The sequence below is a fragment of the Planctomycetaceae bacterium genome, from assembly GCA_039680605.1.
Taxonomy (GTDB): domain Bacteria; phylum Planctomycetota; class Phycisphaerae; order SM23-33; family SM23-33; genus JAJFUU01.
Window position 1 is genome coordinate 1 of record JBDKTA010000062.1, and the last position, 24,106, is coordinate 24,106.

A 24,106-nucleotide genomic window follows, 5' to 3' on the forward strand; every position below is an offset into this window, starting at 1 on the left:
CAGACCTGCCATCGCGGCCTATCGCCCGGACTTCTCCCGCGGTCTACTCTCAACTTTCTACTCTCTGGCAGTCGTAACAGGTTGCAGATATATAAGCTGCGGTGTGCCAGAAAAGAATGTCGCTCACTTGCCCCGCCGCCACCCGGCGATCGCCCGGAATATCATATTTACGCCTTATTGGTATTGCTTATACCTCTTTAAGACTGTACCCTATAGCACCTTCGCTTTTTGACGAAGAAACGGAGAGGCCTCTGGTGCGCCGAATCACGATGTTGATCGCCGCTGCAGCCATCTTCGCCATGCTGTGGTGGCCGGTGGAGTTTGCCGGTCAGCCCATGCGGGCGGCCCCCGGTGCTGCGCCCTCAGCAACCGCCACACCCGCCCCGGCGCCACTGGCGGCAGCGTATCTGCGTGAAGTCGCCGATCTGGGAAGGGACTTGGGACTGGGATGGGCCCAGGGGACCAGGAGCAGCTTCGTGGTGCTGAGCCCTCGCGGCAGCGGATGGTCGGCCAAGACCCTGCCGGTTCTTGAAAATGTCTATGAACGGTTCTGTCAGAGCTTCCTGAACGCGGGGTTCACCCTCGACGCACCCAGCGGTCCGCTGACCTGGGTCTGCTTTGCCACCCGGGCCGACTTCGACCGCTACGCCCGCTCGGCAGACCGAAGCGATCTGTGGTGGTCGCGGGGCTACTACTCGACGCGGACGAACCGCGTAGCCGTCTTCCGCCCCCGAGACGCCCACCACGACGAGGACATGACCGAAGTGGCCCACGAGGCCGCCCACCAGCTCGCCTACAACACCGGGCTGCAGAAACGCGGCGTGATGTATCCGGTCTGGGTTTCGGAAGGCATCGCCACGAACCTGGAGACAGCCCTGAACTCGCCCTGGCCCCTGGCGGCCACGAATCCGCGGCGCCTCCGGGCTCTTCGCGGCGCCGGCCTGATCCCCCTGTCGCAGTTGACCGCCTGGACCAGCGTGCCTGTCGAGAACGAGCAGGCCACCGAGAACGCCTACGCCCAGATCTGGGGCGTGTTCCACTTTCTGCTCAATCGCAAGCCCGTCCAACTCAAGGACTACATGGCTTCGTTGAGCCGCCTGCCCGCCGGGCGACGAAACGAACTGCAGTTGCGGCAGGAGTTCCTGCGCAGCTTCGGACCCTTCGAGAGCCTCGACGCCCAGTTCCGCCAGTACGTCGCGACCCTGGCCATCGAGACTACCGTCGCCAGCGGTCAGGACGCCCCGGCGAACTGAAAGAGCTTTCCGCCACACTTCGGAGGCGTCATACGTTTTCTCCCTCGACCCTGTACGCCTATAGCTGCAGCCAGATTCAGGACCCGCTCGAGTGCGACCGCAGCGGCGGTGAAACTAAAATAGTGTAGGGCCGCCTTGCCGGCAGCCGGCGACAGCGAAACGAAATCGGGGGACCGCCTTGGTGGCAGTCCGTCCGGCTGCTGGATCGAAAGGCGGAAAGGAGTCGGTCATGTTTGCACGAAAGCGCTCTGTAATTGGCGCTGGCCTGTTGGCCAGCACTGCACTGCTGCTGGGTTGGGCGGTAGCGGCGCATGCACAAGAGGCCCAGCCGAATAATATGCAAGCGCAGCCCGCGCCAGGAAAGGTGGTCAGGGCTCACGACTTGCTGGGAACCGACGTCAAGAACGACCGGGGCGAAAAGGTAGGCTCGGTGAAAGACATCGTCCTGTCGCCTCAACGCGACCGGGTTTCTTACGTGGCTTTGTCGGCCAATGGCAAGCTGTTTCCGATTCCCTGGCAGGCTTTCGGCATCTCGCCTGAAGCCCGCCTGACGCTCAATGTCGAAAAGAACCATTTCGACAACCTGCGGGGATTCGACTCCAAGAATTATCCGCCCCAGGCGGACATGAACTGGAGAGCCGGCACTGCCGCCGCTGGCGAGCGGCGCGAGGCCGCACGTGAGGCTTACAGGGAGCGGATGCATCTGCGTCGAGTGAGCGAGATCGTCGGAACTTCCGTTCGCGGAAGCGATGACAAGAAGCTCGGCGACATCGAGAACCTGATCATCGAGACGCCCGCGGCGGCCGCCACGGCCAGTCCGTCCGAGCAGCCCGCTCGCGATACCGATCGCGTGCGCGTGGGCGTCGGACCGCTGAACATCGACGTCAAGGACCGCGATAAGGAAGCTGCGGACAGGCCTCGCCCTGCCACCCCCGCCCCCACCGCGATGCATCAGGGCGAGGGCTATGTGACCTTTGCGGTCGTCTCGTACGGCGGCATCCTGGGCATCGGCGAGAAGATGTCTGCCGTGCCGTGGAATGCTCTGAATTTTGACGCGTCCAAGGATGTGGCTCGTCTTAATGCCACCAAGGATACGCTGGAATCGACGGCCTTCGCGTCCGACAGCTATCCTGACTTTGCCAACCGCCAGTGGTCGCAAGGCGTGTACCAGAAGTACAACGCCGAACCCTACTGGCAGGTGTACGGCTATACCGGCCGACCCAGTGAAACCGCTGGCAAAGCGTGGATGGCCGACAGCGACTACAACAAGCAGTTCGCTGCCGACAAGGTGACCACCATCCAGGGCACCATCGAGAGCGTCAGCACGTTCCGCCCGGCGCCCGATGCGGCCGCGGGGCAGCGTCTGCGCGTCAAGGCCGAGGATGGCAAGACGTATATCGTCCACCTCGGACCGGCCGGCTTCGTTGACGCCAAGGGCCTCAACCTGGCCAGCGGTGACACCGTTCACATCACCGGCGCCCAGGCTGATATGGAAGGGCGAACCGTGGTGATGGCCACGCAGATCCGCAAGGGCGACCAGACCCTGCAGCTTCGCGATCAGCAGGGCAAGCCGCTTTGGACCGAAAGGGATCTGACTCCCTCTCCGTCCATGCCTTCGGATCAGCCCAAGAGCAACGGCTACGAACGCCCGGATGATCTGTCCAAGCCTGGCCAGGATGCTCCCAGGCGTTGACGACCGGAGCAACGTGACGTAGAGTTCCCAGGTCCGGCAGGACGCACAGTCAAAAAGACTCGCGTCCAGCCGGACCGTTTTTTATGTCTGCACTGCAGCCAGCAACTTCGGAAAAAGAGAGTTGGTCCACAGCCGGCACAGAAAAGAACGAGAATCAGAGATGGGTGGCATGGCGACACACGTTTCTGTTTCTCGTGGGCGCCATGATGCTCAGCGCACACCCATGGCGACCCGCCCGACGATCGCAGTTCGCCCCGCATTCCCGCCCTGCAGCCCATCCTTGATTGCCCCGCCGCGCGAGGCTACACTTCGATCACACCCCCCGCGCCCGTAGCTCAGTAGGATAGAGCGGCGGTTTCCTAAACCGCAGGTCACAGGTTCGAATCCTGTCGGGCGTAGTTCAAAGGCCCCGCAAGGGGCCTTTGAACTAGAGAGGAGAGCGTAGAAAGGAGAAAGTAGGAATACCGGCAGAGCCTTCAGTCGCGTCAAGACGCTCAGTGGCTGCTGGACCGCTCTCCTCGGTCTCCTCTCTACTCTCTACTCTCTGGCCGTTAGAGCAACAGCACGATTCGATGAGTTCCCGGATCGTATTGCCGCCTGGTTCGAACTTGTGCCAGCAGGGCGTAGTGCCGCTCCGCGGCAAAACCCAGAGCAGAGACCGGTAGAAAACAGAGAGGATTAGAAACTGGGACGGGGACGGGGGCAGGGACGGGGAGTGCGGGATTACGCGGATTGAGAGGATAAGAGGATTAGAAACTGGGACAGGGACGGGGACAGGGACGGGGAGTGCGGGATTACGCGGATTGAGAGGATCAAGAGAGTATAAAAGGGCGGCAGAGGCACAATTGACGCCTGTGCGATTCAACTCTTTCAAGCGTTGGCATGTTTCCTGATGGCGGCCACCAGGGCGTCCGAAGGCCCGCTCTTGGTCAGGTATTCTGCCGCGCCCGCCTCGAGCATGGCCTTGGCCTGTTCATCTTGCTCGAACATAGACAGGCCGATGATTCGTGTATTGGGGAACTCCGCGTGAAGGATGCGAGTGGCCTCGATGCCGTTCATGCCCGGCATGGAGATATCCATGAGCACCACGTCAGGGCGAAGCTCTCGCACCAGGCTCACAGCCGACTCGCCGTCGGAGGCCTCGCCGACGATCACCATGTCGGGCTCCTCGCGAAGCAACGAAGCCATTCCCTGGCGCATGACGATATGGTCGTCCACCAGCACGATGCGGATTCTGCCCTCGGCGGCGTCTTGAACCGGAGGAGCCATCATCACCGATATTTGTGCCCTCTGCTGTGCCTGCGGCGGCGCCGGCGGCAATGCGGGGGCAACCAGCGTAAAGCGGCTGCCTCGGCTGGGGGCACTGTCGATCTCGATTGTTCCGCCCAGCAGCCCCAGTCGCTCGCGGATACTGAAAAGTCCAAAACCACCCGTAACGGTCCTGCCGCGAATGGCTTCGGGGTCGAACCCGGTCCCCTCGTCCGCCACGGTTATTTGGATCGAGCCGTTGGGCCGGGTCACGCATACCTTGGTGGATTTCACGCCGGCGTGTTTGACCACGTTGAACAGCAGTTCCCGAGTTGCCTGGAACAGCAGGATGGTAATATCCTCCCGCAGCGGCTTGGTGAGCCTGGGGACGCTTATATCCACCCTCAGGCCGTGCTTCTCCTGCATCCATCGGGCCAGCCACTCCAGCGCCGGGATCAGGCCGCCTTCATGCAGAATCGGCGGGCTCAACTCGGCCGTCAGCGAGCGGGAAGTCTCAATAGAATCATCCAGCAGATTCAGCACGTTTGAAATGGCTTTTCGCATGGCAGAATCGCCCGCGCGTTCCAGCACAGCCAGATGGAACTTGGCCCCCACGAGCAGTTGCTGCAAGCCGTCGTGGAGCACCTGCGCCAGGCGGCAGCGCTCGCGCTGTTCGGTCAGGGCAAGTTCCGCGGCCAGTCGCGCCAACTGCTCGGAACGATGCTTCAGTTCCGCCGTGCGTGCGGCAACCCGCTGTTCCAAATCCTCTTTGGCCTGACGAATCGCCTCTTCGGCGAGCTTGCGCTCAGTGATCTGACGCACGGAGCCTCGCATGACCAGATCGTGGCCGTCGTCGGGCTGGATCGTCGTTGTAGTCTCAACCCAGATGGTAGCTCCATCAGGTAGGAGCACGCGATACTCGTCGCGGTGTAAATCGATGGACACTCTGTTTTTAGCCTGCGCCAGCAATGAAGCCCCCGACCGTGAGATGCGCGCTCGATCGTCGGGATGAACGCATGCGAGCCAGCGCTCATAGCTTATCGCCGAGCCGGAGGGGATGCCGAACAGCTCATAGTGCTCTTGGCTCCAGTAGCCTGTGTTGTGCGTGACGTTCCACTCGTAAAAGCCGATTTGCCCGGCACGGGCCACCCGCTTGAGCCGCTCCTCGCTTTCACGAAGTGCCTCCTCGGCCTGCTTGCGGTCGGTGATGTCTGTGAAGACGTTCCCGATGCGCCGGCTCTCGGGACCGCCCACCTTGAAGACATAGAAGCTGTACCACTTATGGTCGTGGGCGGCATAGCGCTCCATCTGGGCACCCTGTCCGGTCCGGGCAACCTCGCCGAAGACTTCGTACCAGTACTCCTCGTAGTCCGGGCTGATCTCGCGCAGGCGCTTACCGGTGAAGTCCATCCCCAGTATCCTGGTCGCGGCGGCATTGGCCTCCACATAGCACATGTCCACGGCGCGGTCCTGATCATCGAAGATGACATCGATCAGGAAGAAGCCTTCGTCCATGGAGTTGAAGAGGTTACGGTACTTCTCCTCGCTCGCTCGCAGCGCCTCCTCGGCCCGCTTGCGGTCGGTGATATCCCTGGCGGTGCAATGAGCCCCTGCAACGGCATCGCCCTCCAGGAGGGGCTCTCCAGATATCCATAGTTCGACGCGCCGGCCATCCTTGTGGAGAATCGCCACCTCAAATTGCAGCGGTATGCGCTGGGCGAGCCCTCGATGAAAATGTTCCAACGCGTGGGCCAACTGGTCGGGCGCGCAGATGTCCATGAAGGTCATCTGCAGCATCTCACTGCGCGTGTAGCCGGAAATAGCCTGGCAGGCGGGATTGGCCTGCGTGAACTTCCCGGCCGGGTCCACGCAGAAGATGCCGTCGGGGCTCTTGTCGAATAGAAGACGGTATTGCTCCTCGCTGCGGCGAATCTGCTCCTGGGCCTCCTTGCGCAGGGCGGCCATATCCAGGTGCGCGGCGACGCGGGCCAGCAGTTCTCGGGTGCTGAAGGGCTTTACCAGATAGTCGTCGGCGCCCTGCTGCATGCCTTCCACGCGGGCCTCTTCGCCCGCTCTGGCGGAAAGCAGGATGGTGGGAATGGTCTTCAGGTCGCGGTCCGCCCTCAGCTCGCGCACCAAGCCGAAACCATCGAGATTCGGCATCATGACATCGCTGAGGATCAGATCCGGGCGGTTCTGGCGAGCGGCGGCTAGGGCCGCCTGGCCGTCCGGGACCGCCTTCACGTTGTATCGTTCGCTGAGCATGCGGGCCAGGTAGTGGCGCATGTCCGCATTGTCGTCCGCCACTATAATTCGCGCCCGGCCATCGCCAACGTCTCCATCGCCCCAAGGGCAGGGAACGGGCATCAACTCGTGATGCGAAGGCGGTACGGCCGCCTCCTCCACCGGGGCGGCTTGCGGTAACCAGCGCAATGCCTCCTCGACGAAAGGCGCGGCTCCGACAGCGGTGGATGCCAGATTTCGGCTGCTGCCAAGATGCTCAGCAGGCAGATGCTTAGAACCCAAAGGAATCGTGACGATGAACGCAGTACCTTTGCCCAGATCGCTTTCGGCTCGGATAGACCCACAATGGAGCTTGACCAATTCGTGGACCAGGGCCAGTCCAATGCCGCTACCTTCGTGGGTGCGGCTGCGCATGTTCTGGATGCGATGAAATCGCTCAAAGATGCGGGGCATTTCCTCGGCGGGGATGCCGACACCCGTGTCGCGCACGGTCAGAACGGCATTGGCTGATTCGGCATGGATACTGACTTCAATCTCGCCTTCGAATGTGAACTTGAACGCGTTTGAAATCAGGTTCAGAACGATCTTCTCCCACATATCACGATCCACGTAGACCGCTTCAGGGAGTCTGGCGCAATCCACCTTGAGCCCCAGCCCCGCCCTTTCCGTGGCGGCGCGAAACACGCTGGCCAGCTCAGCAGTGAACGCGGCCAGGTCAGTCGGCTCGAACACCGCCTGTACCCGCCCGGCCTCGATTCGCGAGAAGTCCAGCAGCGTGTTCACGAGGCGCAGGAGTCGAAGGCCGTTGCGATTCACCACCTCCAACTGACCCTTGGCCGCGGGGGGAAGATCAGTGTGACTGCGGCCAAGCAGATCCTCCACCGGCCCCAGCATGAGCGTCAGCGGCGTGCGGAACTCGTGGCTGACATTGCTGAAGAAGGCGGTCTTGGCGCGGTCCAACTCCGCCAGAGCCTCTGCCTTTTGACGCTCCTGCTCATAGGCGCGGGCGTTGGCAATCGACGAGGCGATCTGCCCGGCGGCTACTTCCAAGAACGTGCGGTAACCTTCGTCAAGCGGGCGCACCGGGCTGATCCCTGCGATCAGGACCCCGGCAGGCGGCTCGTTGGCGGCCAACTGGAGGGGCAGCAGAAGCGCGCGGGTGGTGGGTTGGGTCCATGGGCCCGCGGGCAGCGAGCCAAAGCGATCCGGCAGGTTCTCAATACACTGAGCAGTCCCATCGCGAAGGACCTGTCCCAGCGGCCATCCATCAGAACCTTCTCTATCCAGCGCCACGCAGGACGGGCTGGCCGGCCCATCCCCCACAAGACCGGCGGCGCCTGCCAGTGACGCGGCGTCTCTGTTGCCATCGCACAGGTAGAGCAGGGCGAAAGGCAGGTCGAAGTGGTTGCCTGAAAGCGTCTGGGTGGCCGTCGCGCAGGCTTCCTTGGCGCTCTTGGCCATTGTGGCTTGAGCGGCCAGTTCGCGCAGAGTCTTGAGACGCCGCTCGCCGACGACTTTGTGAGTGGTCTCTTGGCAGGCACAGAACATGCCCCCTACGCTGCCCATTTCATCACGGATCGGACTGTAGGAGAACGTGAAATAGGTCTCCTCGTCGTAGCCGCTACGGTTCATTAGCAGCAGCAGATCTTCCGCCCAGGTAGCCTCGCCTTTATCGAAGACGTGCGCCCAGTGCGGCCCGAGGATATGCCAGATCTCCCCCCATACCTCCTGCGCCGGCTGGCCCAGCGCCGCGGGGTGCTTGCCAGCCAGCACGGCAATATAAGCATCGTTGTAGAGCATGGCGCGATGCGCACCCCAGGCAATAAACATGGGGAATCGCGAGTGGAGGCAGATGCTCGTGGCGGCGCGCAAGCTGGCAGCCCATAGAGAGGGCTCGCCTAGCGCCGTTCTGGACCAATCAAACTCCCTGATTCTGCGCGACATCTCCGCATCGCCGCTAAGCCAATGACTCTCTGGCGCGGCAGAGGCAGCCGTCGGCGGTGAGATCTGGGGTAAAGCCACAAGACGCTCGGACTCTTTGGAATGAGCCGGACCCGCTGATGATTTCTTACCATGGTTTCGTTTCATCTGGGTCTGACCTTTCGTGGCCCAATTGCACGCGGTAACAATTACAGAGTTTATGCCATTGATGCGTTGCGCTAGCAGCCTCCCGGAACCGAATATCAATTCGGAACTTACCTGGATTTCCCGGAGTAAACCATAGGTAAACATTCTGGAAATTTTATAGGTGCAACACCTAGGAAATGGCGTAGGTAGAATTCCTAATGATCCCGCATGCATCTTGCTGTTATAGATGTAATTGCCCGCCCCACTGCTACTTGAGCCCGAAAAGGTTCTGGCCTTGAGCGGGGGGAAGGAGCACTGGTGCGATGTCGGCGGGGCTGCTTCCTTCTTCTACCAGCACGAGTTCCTGGCCTTGAGAGAGCGTCAATTCCAGGACGCCGTTGCCCAGGTCACGCGGGGCCGGCGGGCCGCTATGAACGCGCGGGTGCTTCATGCCGCTCTTGAGGCGCGCCGGGCCGCCGGCGAGGCTCTTGATTCGCACCGTGACGGTGCGCCCGCCGCGGCGAACGGCGCTGACGAGGAACGCGCCTTCGGCCAGCAGGTCGCAGAACGCCACGTCGCCCCAGGCGTCGGGGACGGCGGGAAAGATCTCGATGGCCGAGCCCCAGCTCTGCAGCAGCATCTCGTGGATCGCCTGGGCGGCCGAGAACGGCGTCTCAAGCACCGGCCAGCCTTCGTCGTACATTGTCGTGACGTTGATGTGGTCGTTGGGCGTGGTCTTGAGACCGTTGAGGCACTCCAGGGCAAAATCGCCCTCCCCCAACGCCGCGGCGATGGACGCCGCACCCGTCCAGGTGTATCCGCATTTGCCCTCAGCGAACCCCAGCCAGTGGCGCAGCGTCCTGGAGACCAGTTCGCTCGCCCCAGGCTCGCCTGCCGTCACCAGATGCAACGGGTAGACCATCAGCAGGTGCGAGTAGTGCCGGTGCCCCATGGCAAAGGGCGTGTCGCGGCCGATCATGTAGCCGTTGGCATCGACGGGATAATCGACAAGCCCGTCGAGCACCTCCCGCCAGCGCGGCAGCAGCGGTTCGCTCAGACCGAACTGCTCGCACAGCGCAATGGCCGTCTGGAGACTCCACCGCAGCAGCGCGAGGTTGTAGTTGGTGTCTTCGGCCCAGCCGTACTCGGGGCTGAAACTGCGGGGGATGTGCCAGCGGCCGTCGTCTCCGCGGGTGATCACGTGCAGATAGGTGTTGATGGCCTGGCGCAGCAGCGGGAGGAACTTTTCGCGCATGCGGGTGGTGTCCATGGAGCGGCGGAGGACGCGCCAGTAGTCGTGAAGTGCCCAGGGCAGATCGCCCAGGCACTGCATGTCGAAGGGGCTGGTCAGGTCCGGCGGCACGACGGTGTACAGGCCTGCGCAGTCGCCGCCGAACTCGGGCGGCATGTTGGCCACGAGGTTGTGGCGATAGCGGTCCAGGCGTCCGATGAGCGACTCGGCCAGGTCGAGGCGGTTGGAGTCGGCGGGGAGCCAGTAGGTCAACTGCACGTTGAGGTTGAACCACGCGCAGGGCCAATGCGTCGGCTGGTACCAGGGCCCGTTGTTGTCGATCATGGCGCGGTCGGCCCGGGTGGCGCTGGCGAACTTGTACATCTGGATCCAGTAGAAGCCCTCCCAGTAAGCGTCGCCCAGCGAGACGAAACTGGCGGGGTAGTACTCGTGCCACCACTGGCGATGCGAGGCCGCCAGAGCTTCCATCGACGACGCGGCGCCATGGGCGACTTCGCCGCAGGCGTCGGCGACGGCGGACTCCTGGGGGTAGCTGTGGGCGATGGCGGCCACCAGCGTGCGCCGTCCGGCGGAGGCTTCGACCACGCGCCATGCCGTGGCGGTCTGGCCGCCCTCGATCAGCCGCTGGAGGCAGTACAGAACCTCGCCGCGGCAGCCGAGCTCGACCGGCGGATGGGGAACGTAGTCCGGCTGGGCCCAGGCCCGGGCCCACTCGTCATCGCCGCTCTTGAGCTTTTCAACCGCCCAGGTTCGGTTATAGCAGACGGCTTCCTCGGCGCGCCACTCGATGCGGCAGCCGTGTTCGCCTTCGCTGGGCGCCATCTCGACGAGAATCAGCATGCGCTGGGCATGCACGATGGCGCGCAGCGCGATGCGCCCAGATGAGGTTATGACCTCGCCGGTGTACTGGGCATTCCACAGGTCCAGCCGCCCCTGGAAGCCTTCGATCGTTCCGCTGGTATGCAGGACAAAGTGCCCGATGGGCAGGCGGCAGCGGTTGAGCCACGCGCCGCCGGCCTTGCGATGGTCGTACGCGTCAGTGCGGCCGACATCGAATCGCAACTCGTCGGCCGGACCGTCCTGGCGGATCATCAGACCGAGCATCCCGTTGCCCAGAAAGGGCGCCTGCCACCAGGCATGCGGAATCTTCTTCCAGATCAGATCATGCCGAGCCAGGAATGCGGACCAGTTGATGTTGGAAACCATGGGCATCTCGCTCCGTTTCAATAGAGAACGGGCGAAGTCTACCACTGATGCAGAGAGATGTCACTCCACCAGGAACACGCGCGTGAGGGTTGGGGGGCGATTGCCTTTGTCGTAGTTGATGGTGACTTCGCCGTTGCCGGTCATGCGAAGTGTGTTCACGATCAGTTGGGCTCCCAGGGTGTCGCCGTTGCCGGTCAGGGTGAGTTGGGCGCCGGGCAGGTAAAGGGCCCCGTCGACGGACATGCCTCCGTTGCCGCTGAGACTGGCGCTACTGTTGCTGGTGCGTTCCTGAAAGAACGCGATGCCCTCATAGGTATCGGCGCCCTGGAAAGTGTGGACGGCGGGGTTGGGCGGCGTGATCCTGACTGTCCCGTTTCCCGTCAGGTCGAGTATGCCCGAGCCCTTGATGTAGACCATGACGCCTTCGGCCAGAATGCTGCCGTTGCCGCTGACCTGAAAGCCCGCACCGTCCACGACGTAGATGCCCGGATTGAGCGTGATCGACGCGTTGGCGGTCAGCGTGATCCCGCCGCTGTAATACCCCGGGTCGATCGTCGCGGTGGCCTTGTTCTTCAGGGATATCGTACCCAGGTCGGCGGTGATGGGAGGCGCCGGCAAAGTCGCCAGCGGGTCGGCAATGTAGTCGGCCCCGGTCTTGACAGGGGCGTCCGCCCCACTATTGCCGGTGAAACGCATCTCGCCGACGATGTTGAGATTGTCGGCGTCGAGACGCACATTGCCGGTACCGGTGACGGCCGACCGCGAGTCGCTGTCGACGTGGATGTCGCCGCCACTGACGGTCATGCGTCCGTTTCCGACGGCGCTGAGGGCGCTGGGGGCGTGCGGGTCGAGCACCAGGACGGCCGGAGCGCCGGCAATGCTGGTCATCATGGCGATGGCATGGCCTCTGACGTTCGCGTGGGAGATGCCGACCAGGCTGGCAAAGGCCAGGGGCAGCGGTCCGTCGGGCGACGTGCCGTCGCGCCGGGCGACGACCTTGACCGCATTGGGCGACGTCAGCGTGGCCGTGAACTGGTGGGTCTTGGTGTTGAATCGCCCGATGACGACGTCGCCGGCCGGGTCGTTGGACGCATTGGAATTGACCCGCACAGGCGCCGCGGCGGCGGCGTTTGCCCGTGCCACCCGCACGGCCTGGGCCCGCGCCTGGTCGGGGTCTTTCTGGACGAACTGCGCCCCGGCGAGGCTGGCGGCGTCGGCGGCGTTCTGGAGCTGGGCCGACACCAGGTGGATGCAGGCCCAATCGCACACCAGGGCCGCCAGGCTCAGAAAGACGACGATCAGCAAGACCGTCCAGACCAGGACCGCACCGCGGCAACGCCGTGAAATTGTCGCTGTCCTCATCATGCCGAGCCCCCTTCCGCTCATTCTGACCCGGCACTGGATCATATGGACGGCGCCGGGCGGATCCAAGCTAGTTATCCTGCTCTTCTTCGGGCGGCAATTCCTGGCGACGGAGTTCTTCCGCGATGGCGCATTCCTTCTTGGCCCGCAGCGTGTCGTTGCGGGCCAGGGCGATCACGGCGATGTTCTCGTGCGCGTCGCTCTGGGCGAGGATCTGCGTGTAGATCGACAGCGCCTCTTCGTACCGCCCCTGCAGGGCGATGGCCATCGCCAGGTTGGCGCGGTATCGCGTGTTGCCCGGAACGGCCGCGGACGCCTGGCGGAAGACCGTCTCGGCGGCCTGGTGCTGGGTGCGGAAGACCCAGCATACCCCCAGGTCGTTGAGGAGCACCGGGTCGTTGCGGACGTTCAGGAGCCCCTGCTGAAGGGTGGTGATGGCCACGTCGACGCGGCGCTGGCGCATGTGCAGCTCGGCCAGTTCGACGTACGCCTCACCGAAGTGCGGGTAGTCCTGGAGGATCTTCTCGAGCACGAACTGGGCCTTCTGATCCTGCCCCTGCGCGACGAGGATTCTCGCCATCGCCAGGAGCGTTCTGGCCGAGGGCGGGCGCTTGGCGCCGCGGATCCATTCGCTTTCGTCCTTATCCCATTCGTAGCTGACGGCGCCCTGGTTGGGCATGTTGCACCCGCCGGCCAGCGCGGCCGCGGCCAGAACAATGAGACACCCCAATCGGAACATTCCGGCAAGATTACGGCTCATGGCTGGTCTCCACTGATGGGTTTTCGTTTCATTTCGGCGGCGAGTCTCTCGGCGTCGCCATTGAGGATGACGAAGACGCGGTCGGAGTACATCCCGTCGCCGCCGGGCGGGGCCTGGTCGACGCCGACGCGCCGGATGTCGACACCGCGGTCGGCCATGACCGCCAGCACCGTCTGGATGCGGGTTTCGTACAGGGTGGTGGATTCGTCGCCGCGGCGTATCGCCAGCACCCCCGGGGCGGTGCGGAAATGGTCCGCCAGTACCGCCACCTCGCGCTGCCCCAGCGGATTGAGCAGGTGGCTGTTGATCTCGAAATGATGCGGATACAGGGCGCTCTGACGCACGATGGCGTTTCGGATGGCGGTGTCGTTGGCCGCGGCGATTGGCCAGGCGTCGACGACCCGGGGGCCTTCCTCGGCGTCGACCGGCGGTTGCTCGTCGCGCGTGCAGGTCTCCAGATGCTCAGGGCAGCAACCGGCCAGGATCGCTCCCAGCACGGCACAGATTGTCATGCAATGTTTCATAGAACGTCTCCGGTTTAGAATGCGGTCACTTGAGGATCATCCTGGCGATGGTGATGCTGGCCGGTCCGACGGACACGACGAAGACGGCCGGAAAAATGAACAGGATCATGGGCACGACCATGGCGACGGCGAGTTTCTCGGCGTTCTCCTCGGCCAGCATGCTGCGATTTTCACGCATGGTGGTGGCGAAGGTCCGCAGCGCCTCGGCGATGCTGGTTCCGAAGCGTTCGGACTGCACGAGCACGGCGACCAGCCGCCGGATGTCGTCGACGCCGGTGCGGTCGGCCAGGTGGCGCATGGCGTCGACGCGCGGGGCGCCCAGGTGCATCTCCAGATTGGTCAAAGCCATCTCGTCGGCCAGAATCGCGCAGACGCGGCGGATCTCGCCGGCGACCATGTTCCAGGCCAGGTCCAGCCCGATGCCGGCCGTAACGCAGACTTCCATCAAGTCCACCGCGTCGGGCAGGTGCCGGCGCACGCTGCGGGCCCGCCCTCGGCGCAGCGACGAGAGCACCGCGTCGGGCACAAAGAACACCAGCATCATCGCCAGCAGGAAGATCAGCACCGACACCCCGCGCGGCAGGGAGGTCCAGAACAACAGCGCGGGCAACAGGGCCACCGCCGCGGCCAGCAGCAGGAACTTGCAGCCGAGGTAGATCCTCGGAGCTGCGTCCGAGTAGAAACCCGCCAGCGAAAGGCGTTTTCGCAGGCTCTGGGAAACGGCGCCCATGGACGTGATGGCGCCGATGGCATGGATGGCCCGCAAGGGCGCCGGCAGCGACGGCGCGGGCGGCTGGCGGTCCATTTCGGCCCGCTGCAGGACGCGCTGCGACACGCGGCGGCGGCGCGAGACGCTGGCGGCGATGACCGCCCACCCCAGCGTCAGAACCGTCAGCAGCGTCAAGATGAAAACCAGGAACGGGTACATGTTTGTAGTCCTTGTCAGTAGCGCAGGCGGATCATCCGGTTCATCATCCACATGCCCATCAGCACGCTGACGCCGGCGCCGGCCAGCAGCAGTTGCCCCGGCGTGGTGCTGTAGAGCAGGTCCATGTATTTGGGGTTGAGAATGCTCAGGACGGCCAGCAGCACGAAGGGCAACGCCACCAGGATCCGCTTTCCGAACTGGGTTTGCGCGGTGAGGATTCGGACGCGGCGGCTGAGGCGGATGCGGTCGCGGATGACCAGGCTGAGGCGTTCCATCATGTCGGCGAGGTTTCCGCCGCTGCGCATCTGGATGACCACCGACGTGGCGAACAGGTGCATGTCTTCGCTGGTCGATCGCGCCCCGACGGCGTGGATGGCGTCTTCGAGGCTCAGGCCCATGGCCTGCTGCTGGCAGATTTCGGCGAAGACCGGGCCGACGGGTTGGCCGATTTCTTCGCTGACGAGCTGGAAGGCGCCGACGAGCGGGTGCCCCGCGCGCAGGGACCGCGTCGCCAGTTCCATCGCGTCGACGAACTGCAGGTCGAAGAGGGTTTCGCGCCGGCTGACGCAGCGTTTGAGGTACGCCCAGAGCACCAGCAGCATGGCCACCAGTCCGCACGCCCCGCCCAGGAGTCGCCCAGTGGTGGCGAAGACCAGCAGGAACGCCCCGGCGCCCATTCCTGCCGCCATCGGCAGCAGCGCCACCGCGGGGGTGCGCCACCCTGCCGCCAGGCGCATCTGTTCCAGGCGCGCCAACATTCCGCCGCCGCTGGTCTTGGGCACGACGAGGGATGCCTCTTTGCCCGCGTGCCAGATACGCAGCGTCCGGGTCGGGCCTTGCAGGTCCTGCGGGGCCAGCCCCAGTCGCTGCATCACGCGCCCCGCCAGCTTGCGGCGCCTCAGGTACCATCCCAGCAGCGCCACCATCCACGCCGAGATCATCACCAGGAACGCCCCGACGCCGATGGCCCATCGGACCGTGTCCAAAGCTGGTATCGTGCCGACGATCATTTCACGCGTCCTTTCCCGCCCTGAGCTTGCGATGGCTGAACAGGGCGTCGGGCAGATGAATGCCTTCGGCCTGGAACTTGGCCATGATCCGAGGCCGCACGCCGCAGGCCTCGAAATATCCCTCGGCGGCGCCTTGTTGGCTGACGCCGGTCTGGACGTAGCGGAACAGGTCGTTGAGGCAGATCACGTCGCCTTCCATGCCGACGACCTCGGCGATGTTGGTGACGCGCCGGGCGCCGCCGGTGAGGCGCCCCAGGTGGACCAGCAGGTTCAGCGAAGCGGCCATCTGCTGGCGGATCGCCTCGATGGGGAAGTTCAGTCCGGCCATCGCGACCATGTTCTCGACGCGGCGCAGGGCCTCGCGGGGGTTGTTGGCGTGGACGGTGGTCATGGAACCTTCGTGTCCGGTGTTCATGGCCTGGAGCATGTCGAGGGTTTCGGCGCCGCGCACCTCGCCGATGACGATGCGGTCGGGTCGCATGCGCAGCGAGTTTCGCAGCAGGTCGCGCTGGGTGATCTGGCCTTTGCCCTCGATATTGGGCGGCCGCGTTTCGAGTCGCACGACGTGCTCTCTCTGGAGCTGCAGTTCGGCGGCGTCCTCGATGGTCACGACGCGCTCGTTGGCGGGGATCCACTTCGACAGGGCGTTGAGCAGCGTGGTCTTGCCCGCGCCCGTCCCGCCGGAGATCAGGACATTCGTCCGCACGCGCACGCATGACTGGAGAAAGTCGGCCATCTCGCGCGTCAAAGCGCCGATGCCGATGAGCCCGTCGATCTCGATCGGGCAGGTGCCGAAACGGCGGATGCTCAGCGCCGGGCCGTCCAGCGCCAGCGGCGGAATAATGGCGTTGACGCGGGACCCGTCGAGCAGGCGCGCGTCGAGCATCGGGCTGCTCTCGTCGATGCGACGCCCCACCTGCGAGGCGATCCGCTGGATCACCTGCATGAGATGGTCATTGTCGCGGAAGGACACGTTCACGCCCGTCAGCATCCCCTGGCGTTCGATGTAGACCTTGTCCAGACCGTTGACCAGGATGTCGCTGACGGTCGGGTCGCGCAGCAGGTCCTCGATGGGACCCAGACCGAAGATCTCGTCGAGCAGCTCGTAGACCAGCCGCCGCTTCTCCGGCGCCGACAGCGGGTAATGCTGCTCGCCCAGCAGGTGGTTCACCCGCCGCGTGCATTCCTCGTGCAACTGGGGCATCGACATGCGCCGCGCGGCCATCAGGTCCATCGTCTCCAGCAGCCGCCGGTGTACGGAGGTCTTGACCTGCTGGAACTGCGGCGCGGCGGGCTCTTTGGCCGCCGCCTGCGAAACGTGTTGTGCGTCGTACGCCATAGGTCTGGTGGCTCCGTCTTCAGGCGGTTGCATCGCCGGTGAGGATTTCCATGAATCGCCGCAGGTCTTTGCGCAGGGGCGAGAAGGGAGCGGCCTTGCCCAGCGGTTCGCCCAGGTCGAAGCTTCGCGCCGCGCGGCGGAAGTCGTTAGCCAGCACCGTCACCGCGTCGGTCTCCATGACGCGCCGCACCTCGTCCATGGTGACCGTCGCCCCCTTGGTGCGGTGGCGGTTGACCACCGGCACGATCCGCGCCGGGTCCACCCCGCCCCCCAGCAGCGCCCCGCGAAGGTCGTGCGCCATGCGAACGTCCTTCACCCGCATCTGCATCACGATCAGCACCGCGCGGCTGCCCAGCGCCAACTCTGCCGCCGCCGGCGCTGCCACGCGCGGGGCGTCGATCACCGTGACCGGGTACGCCTGGCGGAAGGCCGCCATCGCCGCCGGAACGTGCGCGAAATCCACCGCCTGCGGGGCCGCAAAATCCACCGTCGCCGGGCTGACCAGCACGTGCAGGTCGTCGGCATAGGGCCGGGCGCTGGAGCGGACCAGGTCGCGGTCGATCTTCTTGCCCGCGGCCATCGCGCTGGCCAAGCCGTACTCGCCCCTGACGTTCAGGCACGTGCCCACGCCGCCATATGCGGTGTCCATGTCCACCAGCAGCACCGGACCCTTGCCCGCCAGGTACATCTCGTAGGCGAGATTCACCGCCACGGTCGTGGCGCCGCACCCCCCCGCCGTCGACAGCACGGTAAAGGCCGCGCCCTCCACAGAGCCCTGCCTGCCCAGGCGCGGCAGCAGACGCTCCAGGATGCTCTGAAGACTTGAGGCGATCTGGTCCTTGCGAAGGACATGCCGCGCCCCGGCCGCCATCGAGTCCAGCATGAGCTGCTCGCTCGAAGTGCTGGAGACCACGACGAAGCAGCTATCGGTGAACCGCCCCGTCAAGGCCGCCAACTCCGACAAGAGCGACTGTCGCTCGTGGTCGATGTCGACAACGACGGCGGCCGGACGCCCGGCGCCAAGGCGGCGACTGATGTCGTCGGACCCGCCGCAGCGCGTGAAGACGATAGAGCGGGCCTGTCCGTTGAAGGCCCCGGCCACCGCGCCGGCGACCGCGTCGTCATGCGTCAGGATGATCACGTTCTCCGGCGTCATGAGCCAGGCTCCCGGGCGGGCTGGGTGGTCGCCGCCGGTTGCGGCATGGGGCACGCCTTGGCGCGGCTGACGGGCGAATACTGTCCGTGGCGCTGCCAGGCGCCGGGCCCGACCAGGCGGTGCAGACCCTGCTGCTGCAGCCATTGGATTTCTTCGCAGGCGGCCTTGGCGGGCACTTTCACGGTGCCTTCGATCTTGCCCTGGCAGAAGAGTTCCCAGTCGTTGACGACACGGTGCGTGTCGCCGGGAAGAGGCGGCTTGACGTTCATCGGTTCCACCAGCGATGCCGTCACCAGGACCATCAACTCCGTCTCGCCGGTGGTGTGGCGGACGGATCGGGCCAGGGGGCCCAGGATGGGCAGGTCGCCGATGCCGGGGATTCGCGAGTTGCGGGCGGTGGTGGCGCGGTTGATCAGCCCGGCCATGGCGAAGGTCTGGTTGCTCCTGAGTTGAAGGGTGGTCTCGGCGCGTCGGGTTCGCAGCGAGGGGATGCGGAAGCCCTGCATCTCGACGGCCCCGGCGTCGGACAGTTCGCTCACTTCCGGAGCGACGAACAGGCGGATGCTGTTGTCGCCCAGGACGGTCGGGCGGAACCGCAGGCGCACGCCGAACTCGCGGTACTCGATGGTGATGCTCGTGCCGCCGCCGGTGCTGGTCCCCTGCACGACGGGGATCGGGAACTCGCCGCCGGCGAGGAAACTGGCCTCCTCGCCGCTCAGCGCCACCAGCGTCGGCTCGGCCAGGATGCGCAGGTACTGGTTCTCCGCCAGCGCCTGGAGGAAGAACTGGAAGTTCCAGTCGGGAAAGCCCCCGAAGAGCGTGACGTTGGGGCTGACCGAGACGTCGGCGTTGAAGGTGAAGGGAATGGTGTTGGCGGCGTTGACCCCGGCGGCCGGTCCGATGCTCATGGGCACCAGCGCCCCGCCCATATCCGGACCGATCTGCGAACCGCCGAAGAAATCGCTTCCGCCGTCGAAGACGTTCAGACCCAGCGCTCGGATGGCGGTGCGGCTGACCTCCGCCACGCGCACGTGCAGCATCACCTGCTGCACGCCGGCCAGGCGGCTCATGTCGACGTGCTTGACGCCCCGGGCCTCGAAGTAGCGGCGGATCTGCAGGGCTTCTTCGGCACGGGTCACTTTGCCTTCAACCGTGATGGCCCCGGCGCCCTGGGTGATGTTGATCACCGCGTGGGGGAACATGGTCTTGAACTGCTCGCGGATCTCGTTGAGGTCCAGCACCACATTAACCCGCGCCTTCTCGAACACCTCGTCGTCGCGCCAGAGAATCACGTCCGTCGACCCGACCTTCTTGCCTTGCAGCAAAACCTGGTTGGGCGAAAGCACCTGGACAGCCGCTACCTTATCATCCGTCACGGCCACCCGCTTGACCGGCCAGGACGACTTGATCACGGTCGATTTGCCCAGGTCGACGGAGTAGACCTTCTCCGTCGGGGCCTGCTGGGTGGTGCTGGCGGGCTCCGGTTCCTGAGCCCGGGCCCACTGCACCGCCACAGCGGCGATGCACAAGATAACCCCATGCGTGCAAATTCTGTGTTTTCCGAGCATATCTGGCTCCCCGGCTGAATGTGTGTCGATTCGGCTGCCTGCGACGCGAACTCAACAGTCGCTTATTCTATGCCTGGCTTTTCAAGTTTCCCCCCAGTCAATCGCAAAAAAAACTCCCGTGGTGCAGCGGGGCTATCCTTAGAGTCTCGTCCGCGGGGAATTGAACGGAAAATATATTTTTGCCCGGTGCGGCGTTAAGACGGGCATATAGTCATCACGAATGAGGGGAGCATGTGCTCGCCATGTCAGTTGCCAGGTTTTCCATCTTACCTACTGAAAGGAGAGTCCGATGGAGGCAATCAGAAAATTGATCAGCGATGAACAGGGTCTGGAAACGGTGGAATACGCCATCATCACCGGGCTGATCGTGGCCGCCACGATCACGGCGATCGGCCTGCTGGGCGCCTGGGTGACGCGGCAGTTCGAGTCGGTCAACGACAGCGTCGGCGCCTGACGTGCCGCGATGTGGTTGACGCTGTGGACACAAGGCGATCCCGCCGTCCAGTGGGCGGTGGTGATCATCGCCTCGGCAGTTGGGGCCGCCTGTGATGTGCGAAGCAGGCGGCTTCCCAACTTGCTGACGGCGCCGGTGTTGATGGGCGCCCTGGCGTGGTCTTCATGGACCGCCGGCTGGAGCGGCTTGGGCGATTCGCTCTGTGCCTGCGCCCTGATGTCTCTGCCGTACCTGGCGCTGTTCTACCGCGGCGGCGGCGGCGGGGGCGACGCCAAGATGATGGGCGCCGTGGGCGCGTGGTTGGGTCTGGTCAATGCCATGGCGGCGCTGGCGGCGGTGGCGCTGTCCGGCGTCGCCATCGGCGTTGCCTATGCCTGGCGAAAACGCGCGCTGCGCCAGGTCGCCGGCCGCGCCGTCGTCACCGCGACCCAGCTCGTCCTGGCGACCGCCCCCGGCGAGATGACCGAGACCGCCCAGGGCGCGAAGCTGAAGATGCCGTACGGATTTGCGATTTTCGTCGGGGTCCTGGCAGCCGCCGGGGCCATGGCACTCTATCGATCTCGCGTTTAAGACAGGGAGACATATCATGAAGATGCCGATTGTCGTTTTGACCGTTGTCGGACTGCTGGCGGCCACCGGCGTGGCGATGCTGATGGCCAACGCCTCCTTCTTCAACAGCAAGAGCCAGGCCCCTGCGGACCAGGCGACGATCGTGGTGGCGGCTGAGCCGCTGACCGCCCGCACCGTCGTCACCGCAAAGATGATCCAGACCCGCACTGTCGCGGCGGCGGCGATGCCCAAAGACTCGCTGCGCGACCCGGTGCAGTTGGTCGGCCGCGTGCTGCTGGTGGCGATGGAGCCGGGACAGGCGTTCACTTCGGCGGTCTTCGCCCCGGAAGGGTCCGGAGCGCAGATGGCCGCGGCACTGCCCCAGGGCAAACGCGCCATGTCGTTCCCGGTGGTCGGGTCGTCGGGCCTGCGCGGGTTGCTCTACCCAGGCAGCGTCGTCGACGTGCTGGCCTCGATGTCTTATGACGTCAGCGGCGACGCCATGTCCGTCACGCTGCTGGAGGGCATCGAGGTGTTAGCCGTCGAGGCCAAGACCGTCTACGCCGGCGAAGAGGCCGCCGAGACCAAGACCGCCCGCACCGCCGGCGCCTCGCTGGACCGCATGACCGTCACGGTGCTCGTCGATGGGGAACAGGCCCAGCGCCTGCAACTGGCCATGAAGCACGGAACGCTCTCGCTGGCGCTGCGCAACCCGCTCGACGCCCAGAACGCCGGCGCCAAACCCACTCACCTGCTGACGATGCTGGGACGCAACCAGGCCAAGACTCCGCCGCCGGCGCAACCCGCCCCCACAAAGCCCGCTCCCGCTCCGGCCCCCGCTCCGGCTCCCGCCCCAGCCCCGACGTGGGAGACCACCGTGATCCAGGGCGGACAGGTGCAGAAGGTCAACTTTCCTGTCCAGCCTTAGCAGCAGAACAAACCGAGGACGAGGACCGGGTGGCATGGCGACACCAGTTTCATCGGGGTCGCCATGTTCGCTGATAAACGCAATGTCCTGTCCAGCCTTGGCAAAAGAAAAAGCCGACGACGAGGACGAGGACGACGAGGACGAAGAGAAGATTCTCCCCGTCTTCATCTTTGTTTTCATCCTCTTAATCCTCTTAATCCCCTCAATCCCGCACTCCCCGTCTCCGTCTTCGTTTCTAATCCTCTTAATCCTCTCAATCCGCGTAATCCCGCACTCCCCGTCTCCTCCCCGTCTCCGCACTCCCTGTCTCCGGTGATTATTCCGGCAGAATTGCCCCGGCGGCGGGATCGGCGGTCATATGATCCTGTAATCGAGTCAAACGCGGGCCAAAGGATCGCATGCCATGTCCATATCGCAGAAACGAAGAAAGAGGCGGGGTCTGAGTTGTGTCGAGATGGCGCTGGTGCTGCCGTTGCTGTTGTTGCTGACGTTCGGGATCATCGAGTACAGCATCCAGTTCTATGTCCGCGGCGAGATGACCAATGCCGCCCGCGAGGGGGCGCGGCGGCTGGCGGTCTACGACGCGACGGTCGAGCAGGCCCGGGCGGTGGCGCTGGCGCGCCTGTCGGGTCTCAATGGGAACTTCAGCGTCAGCGCCTCTCTGACGCCGCCGGGGGCGTCCGATCGCGATGCGACGGTCCGAATCAGCGTTCCAATGGGCGACATCACTTCCGGAATCATCGTTCCCACCGATGGCAAGACGCTGACAGCCGAGGTCACGATGCGCCGCGAGGACGATTAGAAAGGAGAAATGTGCTGTGAGCACCTCATATCGACGGGGGGGGCTTCGGTGCCGGCGAGGAAGCGTGCTGGTGTGGACGACGATGGTTCTGTTCCTGGTGCTGGGGGCGGCCGCACTGGCCATTGACGCGGCGCATGCGCGGTACGTCAAGGTGCAGTTGGATGCGGCGGTAGATTCGGCGGCCCTTGCGGCGGCCAGCGGTCTGCCCGCCGGTCAGAGCGAAGCGCGGCGTCGGGCCAAGGCGTATGCCGCCCGCAATATTGTGGCGGGCCAGCCGGTTCTGCTGTCCGACGGCGATATCGACATCGGCGTGTGGGATTCGCTGACGCGGACGTTCACATCGGGCGGCGCGCATGGAACGGCGATGGCGATCCGCGTGCGCGCCAATCGCCAGGTCAACTACGGTTTTGGCAGAATCCTGGGGATTCCTGAAGGGCAAGTCGTCTCGACCGGCACCGGGGTGTTCCGCTCGCGCGACATCGTGCTGGTTCTGGATTATTCCGCTTCCATGAATGACGACAGCGAACTGACGCACGTTCAGCGGCTGGGTCTTTACGCCATCCGCAAGAACCTCCAGGAGATCTGGATGGACCTGGGGTCGCCGCAGTACGGCAGGATGACCTTCGACCCGGTGCTCATCACCTCCACCAGCACGTCGACCATCCTCTCGCAGTTGGGCCTGACCAACGTCCCATACCCGTATCCCTCAGGGAACTGGACGACCTATGTCAACTATGTCAAGAACGACTCGGTCCTCCAGCAGACCGGTTTCGCCAAACGCTACGGATATCTCACGCTGATCAACTACTGGCTGGCGGAGATGCCCATGGCCGACGAGACGCCGGACCTGTGGAAGACGCACGAACAGCCGCTGACGGCAGTCAAGGACGCGGTGACGGTATTCCTGAACTACCTGCGCCAGGTGCACACGCTGGATCAGGCCGCCCTGGTCGCCTACACCAGCGCCGCCGGCGGGGCGAGCATCGAGGTGCCGCTGACGCGCGACACGAACCTGGTGGAAAACCGTTCGCGCCACATGCAGGCCGGGCACTACCATCACTACACCAATATCGCCTCGGGGATCGAGTCCGGGCGCGACGAACTCCAGGCGCACGGGCGCGGAGCTTCGCTCAAGATGCTCGTGCTGCTGTCCGACGGAAACGCCAATTGGCTCAATGGCATGAACAATCCTGCCGCGGCGCGACGGGCGACGCTCACGCAGGCCCGCCTCGCTGCCGACGACGCATTCCCCATCGTCACGATCAGCCTGGGGTCAGACTCCGATGTCAGTCTGATGCAGGAGGTCGCCGACATCACCTCGGGGGTACACTACCACGTCAAAACCGACGACAGCCTGGAAGACACCCAGGCCCAATTGATCGAGGTGTTTTCCGCCATCGCCGGACACCGGGCCCTGCGCCTGGTGGAGTAGACCCCGATGGACCCAGGGATGGAGAGTGCAGGATTTGACGGATGCCAAGCAGTTGTCAGCTTCGCCGGGCTTGTCGCTGCTGATCCGAGTTTGGGTGCTTTTTGGGTGCTTTTACGGTGCATTTTTGAGGGGGTTAGCCCGTAAACTGCATGAACCGCAGAGATCGCAGAGTACGCAGAGAAGCAAATGGCTCAAAACAAGACCATCTAGAGCATCTAGCGATCATCTGTAGCGTATCCGCAGCTACGGAAGTAGCCTTGGCACTCCTCCGCGCTCACGGCCCTGAGAGCTTGGCCGATCACACCAATGAGTTCCTCCAACGTACGCCCGG

Annotated in this window: 17 protein-coding genes and 1 tRNA gene; 8 read left to right on the plus strand and 10 right to left on the minus strand. The window is 64.4% G+C overall.

Annotated elements, in window-relative coordinates:
• Window positions 1–254: 254 nt before the first annotated feature.
• From ABFD92_18420 to ABFD92_18430, 3 genes are all read left to right on the plus strand, one after another.
• Window positions 255–1,253, plus strand: a complete 999-nt coding sequence (locus tag ABFD92_18420; protein ID MEN6506516.1) for a DUF1570 domain-containing protein — start codon at window positions 255–257, stop codon at window positions 1,251–1,253.
• Between the two features lie 229 nt (window positions 1,254–1,482).
• Entirely contained in the window at window positions 1,483–2,946 is a 1,464-nt protein-coding gene (locus tag ABFD92_18425) for a PRC-barrel domain-containing protein (GenBank protein ID MEN6506517.1), read from the plus strand.
• A gap of 324 nt (window positions 2,947–3,270) precedes the next feature.
• Window positions 3,271–3,344, plus strand: a tRNA-Arg gene (locus tag ABFD92_18430).
• Window positions 3,345–3,816: 472 nt separating this feature from the next.
• Here ABFD92_18430 and ABFD92_18435 read toward each other — a convergent pair.
• From ABFD92_18435 to ABFD92_18480, 10 genes are all read right to left on the minus strand, one after another.
• The gene (locus ABFD92_18435) at window positions 3,817–8,268 is read right to left on the minus strand and encodes a response regulator (GenBank protein MEN6506518.1); all 4,452 of its coding nucleotides are present in this window, start codon (window positions 8,266–8,268) and stop codon (window positions 3,817–3,819) included.
• 505 nt (window positions 8,269–8,773) lie between these two features.
• Window positions 8,774–10,963: an alpha-L-fucosidase gene (locus ABFD92_18440; GenBank protein ID MEN6506519.1), complete on the minus strand. Its 2,190-nt coding sequence runs from the start codon at window positions 10,961–10,963 to the stop codon at window positions 8,774–8,776.
• A gap of 60 nt (window positions 10,964–11,023) precedes the next feature.
• Entirely contained in the window at window positions 11,024–12,328 is a 1,305-nt protein-coding gene (locus ABFD92_18445; GenBank protein MEN6506520.1) for a pilus assembly protein TadG-related protein, read from the minus strand.
• Between the two features lie 67 nt (window positions 12,329–12,395).
• Window positions 12,396–13,085 (minus strand): tetratricopeptide repeat protein, encoded by a 690-nt coding sequence (locus tag ABFD92_18450; GenBank protein ID MEN6506521.1) that lies wholly within the window; start codon window positions 13,083–13,085, stop codon window positions 12,396–12,398.
• Entirely contained in the window at window positions 13,082–13,597 is a 516-nt protein-coding gene (locus ABFD92_18455; protein ID MEN6506522.1) for a hypothetical protein, read from the minus strand. The genes ABFD92_18450 and ABFD92_18455 overlap by 4 nt, the downstream gene beginning before the upstream one ends.
• Window positions 13,598–13,634: 37 nt before the next feature.
• Window positions 13,635–14,537 (minus strand): type II secretion system F family protein, encoded by a 903-nt coding sequence (locus ABFD92_18460; GenBank protein MEN6506523.1) that lies wholly within the window; start codon window positions 14,535–14,537, stop codon window positions 13,635–13,637.
• Window positions 14,538–14,551: 14 nt separating this feature from the next.
• Window positions 14,552–15,547: a type II secretion system F family protein gene (locus ABFD92_18465; GenBank protein ID MEN6506524.1), complete on the minus strand. Its 996-nt coding sequence runs from the start codon at window positions 15,545–15,547 to the stop codon at window positions 14,552–14,554.
• Window position 15,548: 1 nt separating this feature from the next.
• Window positions 15,549–16,886, minus strand: coding sequence for a CpaF family protein (locus tag ABFD92_18470; protein MEN6506525.1), 1,338 nt, complete (start codon window positions 16,884–16,886; stop codon window positions 15,549–15,551).
• 19 nt (window positions 16,887–16,905) lie between these two features.
• Window positions 16,906–18,042 carry a hypothetical protein gene (locus tag ABFD92_18475; protein ID MEN6506526.1) on the minus strand — a complete coding sequence of 379 codons (1,137 nt, stop codon included), beginning with the start codon at window positions 18,040–18,042 and terminating at the stop codon, window positions 16,906–16,908.
• A complete protein-coding gene (locus ABFD92_18480; GenBank protein ID MEN6506527.1) occupies window positions 18,039–19,571 on the minus strand; it encodes a pilus assembly protein N-terminal domain-containing protein in 1,533 nt (510 codons plus the stop codon). Before ABFD92_18480 ends, ABFD92_18475 begins: the two co-directional genes overlap by 4 nt.
• A gap of 328 nt (window positions 19,572–19,899) precedes the next feature.
• Between ABFD92_18480 and ABFD92_18485 the strand changes: the two genes are divergently transcribed.
• From ABFD92_18485 to ABFD92_18505, 5 genes are all read left to right on the plus strand, one after another.
• A complete protein-coding gene (locus ABFD92_18485; protein ID MEN6506528.1) occupies window positions 19,900–20,064 on the plus strand; it encodes a Flp family type IVb pilin in 165 nt (54 codons plus the stop codon).
• Window positions 20,065–20,073: 9 nt separating this feature from the next.
• Entirely contained in the window at window positions 20,074–20,634 is a 561-nt protein-coding gene (locus ABFD92_18490) for an A24 family peptidase (protein MEN6506529.1), read from the plus strand.
• 16 nt (window positions 20,635–20,650) lie between these two features.
• On the plus strand, window positions 20,651–21,541 hold the full coding sequence (cpaB, locus tag ABFD92_18495; protein ID MEN6506530.1) for a Flp pilus assembly protein CpaB: 891 nt from the start codon (window positions 20,651–20,653) through the stop codon (window positions 21,539–21,541).
• 403 nt (window positions 21,542–21,944) lie between these two features.
• Window positions 21,945–22,343: a TadE/TadG family type IV pilus assembly protein gene (locus ABFD92_18500; protein MEN6506531.1), complete on the plus strand. Its 399-nt coding sequence runs from the start codon at window positions 21,945–21,947 to the stop codon at window positions 22,341–22,343.
• Window positions 22,344–22,413: 70 nt separating this feature from the next.
• Complete coding sequence (locus tag ABFD92_18505) at window positions 22,414–23,775, plus strand: VWA domain-containing protein (protein ID MEN6506532.1); 1,362 nt, start codon at window positions 22,414–22,416, stop codon at window positions 23,773–23,775.
• Window positions 23,776–24,106 lie beyond the last annotated feature (331 nt).

Coding starts and splice junctions, on each gene's coding strand:
- ABFD92_18450 (MEN6506521.1), bottom strand. CDS start 13,085: ATGAGCCGTAATCTTGCCGGAATGTTCCGATTGGGGTGTCTCATTGTT.
- ABFD92_18455 (MEN6506522.1), bottom strand. CDS start 13,597: ATGACAATCTGTGCCGTGCTGGGAGCGATCCTGGCCGGTTGCTGCCCT.
- ABFD92_18425 (MEN6506517.1), top strand. CDS start 1,483: ATGTTTGCACGAAAGCGCTCTGTAATTGGCGCTGGCCTGTTGGCCAGC.
- ABFD92_18435 (MEN6506518.1), bottom strand. CDS start 8,268: ATGTTTATTGCCTGGGGTGCGCATCGCGCCATGCTCTACAACGATGCT.
- ABFD92_18500 (MEN6506531.1), top strand. CDS start 21,945: ATGTCCATATCGCAGAAACGAAGAAAGAGGCGGGGTCTGAGTTGTGTC.
- cpaB (MEN6506530.1), top strand. CDS start 20,651: ATGAAGATGCCGATTGTCGTTTTGACCGTTGTCGGACTGCTGGCGGCC.
- ABFD92_18470 (MEN6506525.1), bottom strand. CDS start 16,886: ATGGCGTACGACGCACAACACGTTTCGCAGGCGGCGGCCAAAGAGCCC.
- ABFD92_18490 (MEN6506529.1), top strand. CDS start 20,074: ATGTGGTTGACGCTGTGGACACAAGGCGATCCCGCCGTCCAGTGGGCG.
- ABFD92_18465 (MEN6506524.1), bottom strand. CDS start 15,547: ATGATCGTCGGCACGATACCAGCTTTGGACACGGTCCGATGGGCCATC.
- ABFD92_18445 (MEN6506520.1), bottom strand. CDS start 12,328: ATGATGAGGACAGCGACAATTTCACGGCGTTGCCGCGGTGCGGTCCTG.
- ABFD92_18440 (MEN6506519.1), bottom strand. CDS start 10,963: ATGGTTTCCAACATCAACTGGTCCGCATTCCTGGCTCGGCATGATCTG.
- ABFD92_18475 (MEN6506526.1), bottom strand. CDS start 18,042: ATGACGCCGGAGAACGTGATCATCCTGACGCATGACGACGCGGTCGCC.
- ABFD92_18485 (MEN6506528.1), top strand. CDS start 19,900: ATGGAGGCAATCAGAAAATTGATCAGCGATGAACAGGGTCTGGAAACG.
- ABFD92_18460 (MEN6506523.1), bottom strand. CDS start 14,537: ATGTACCCGTTCCTGGTTTTCATCTTGACGCTGCTGACGGTTCTGACG.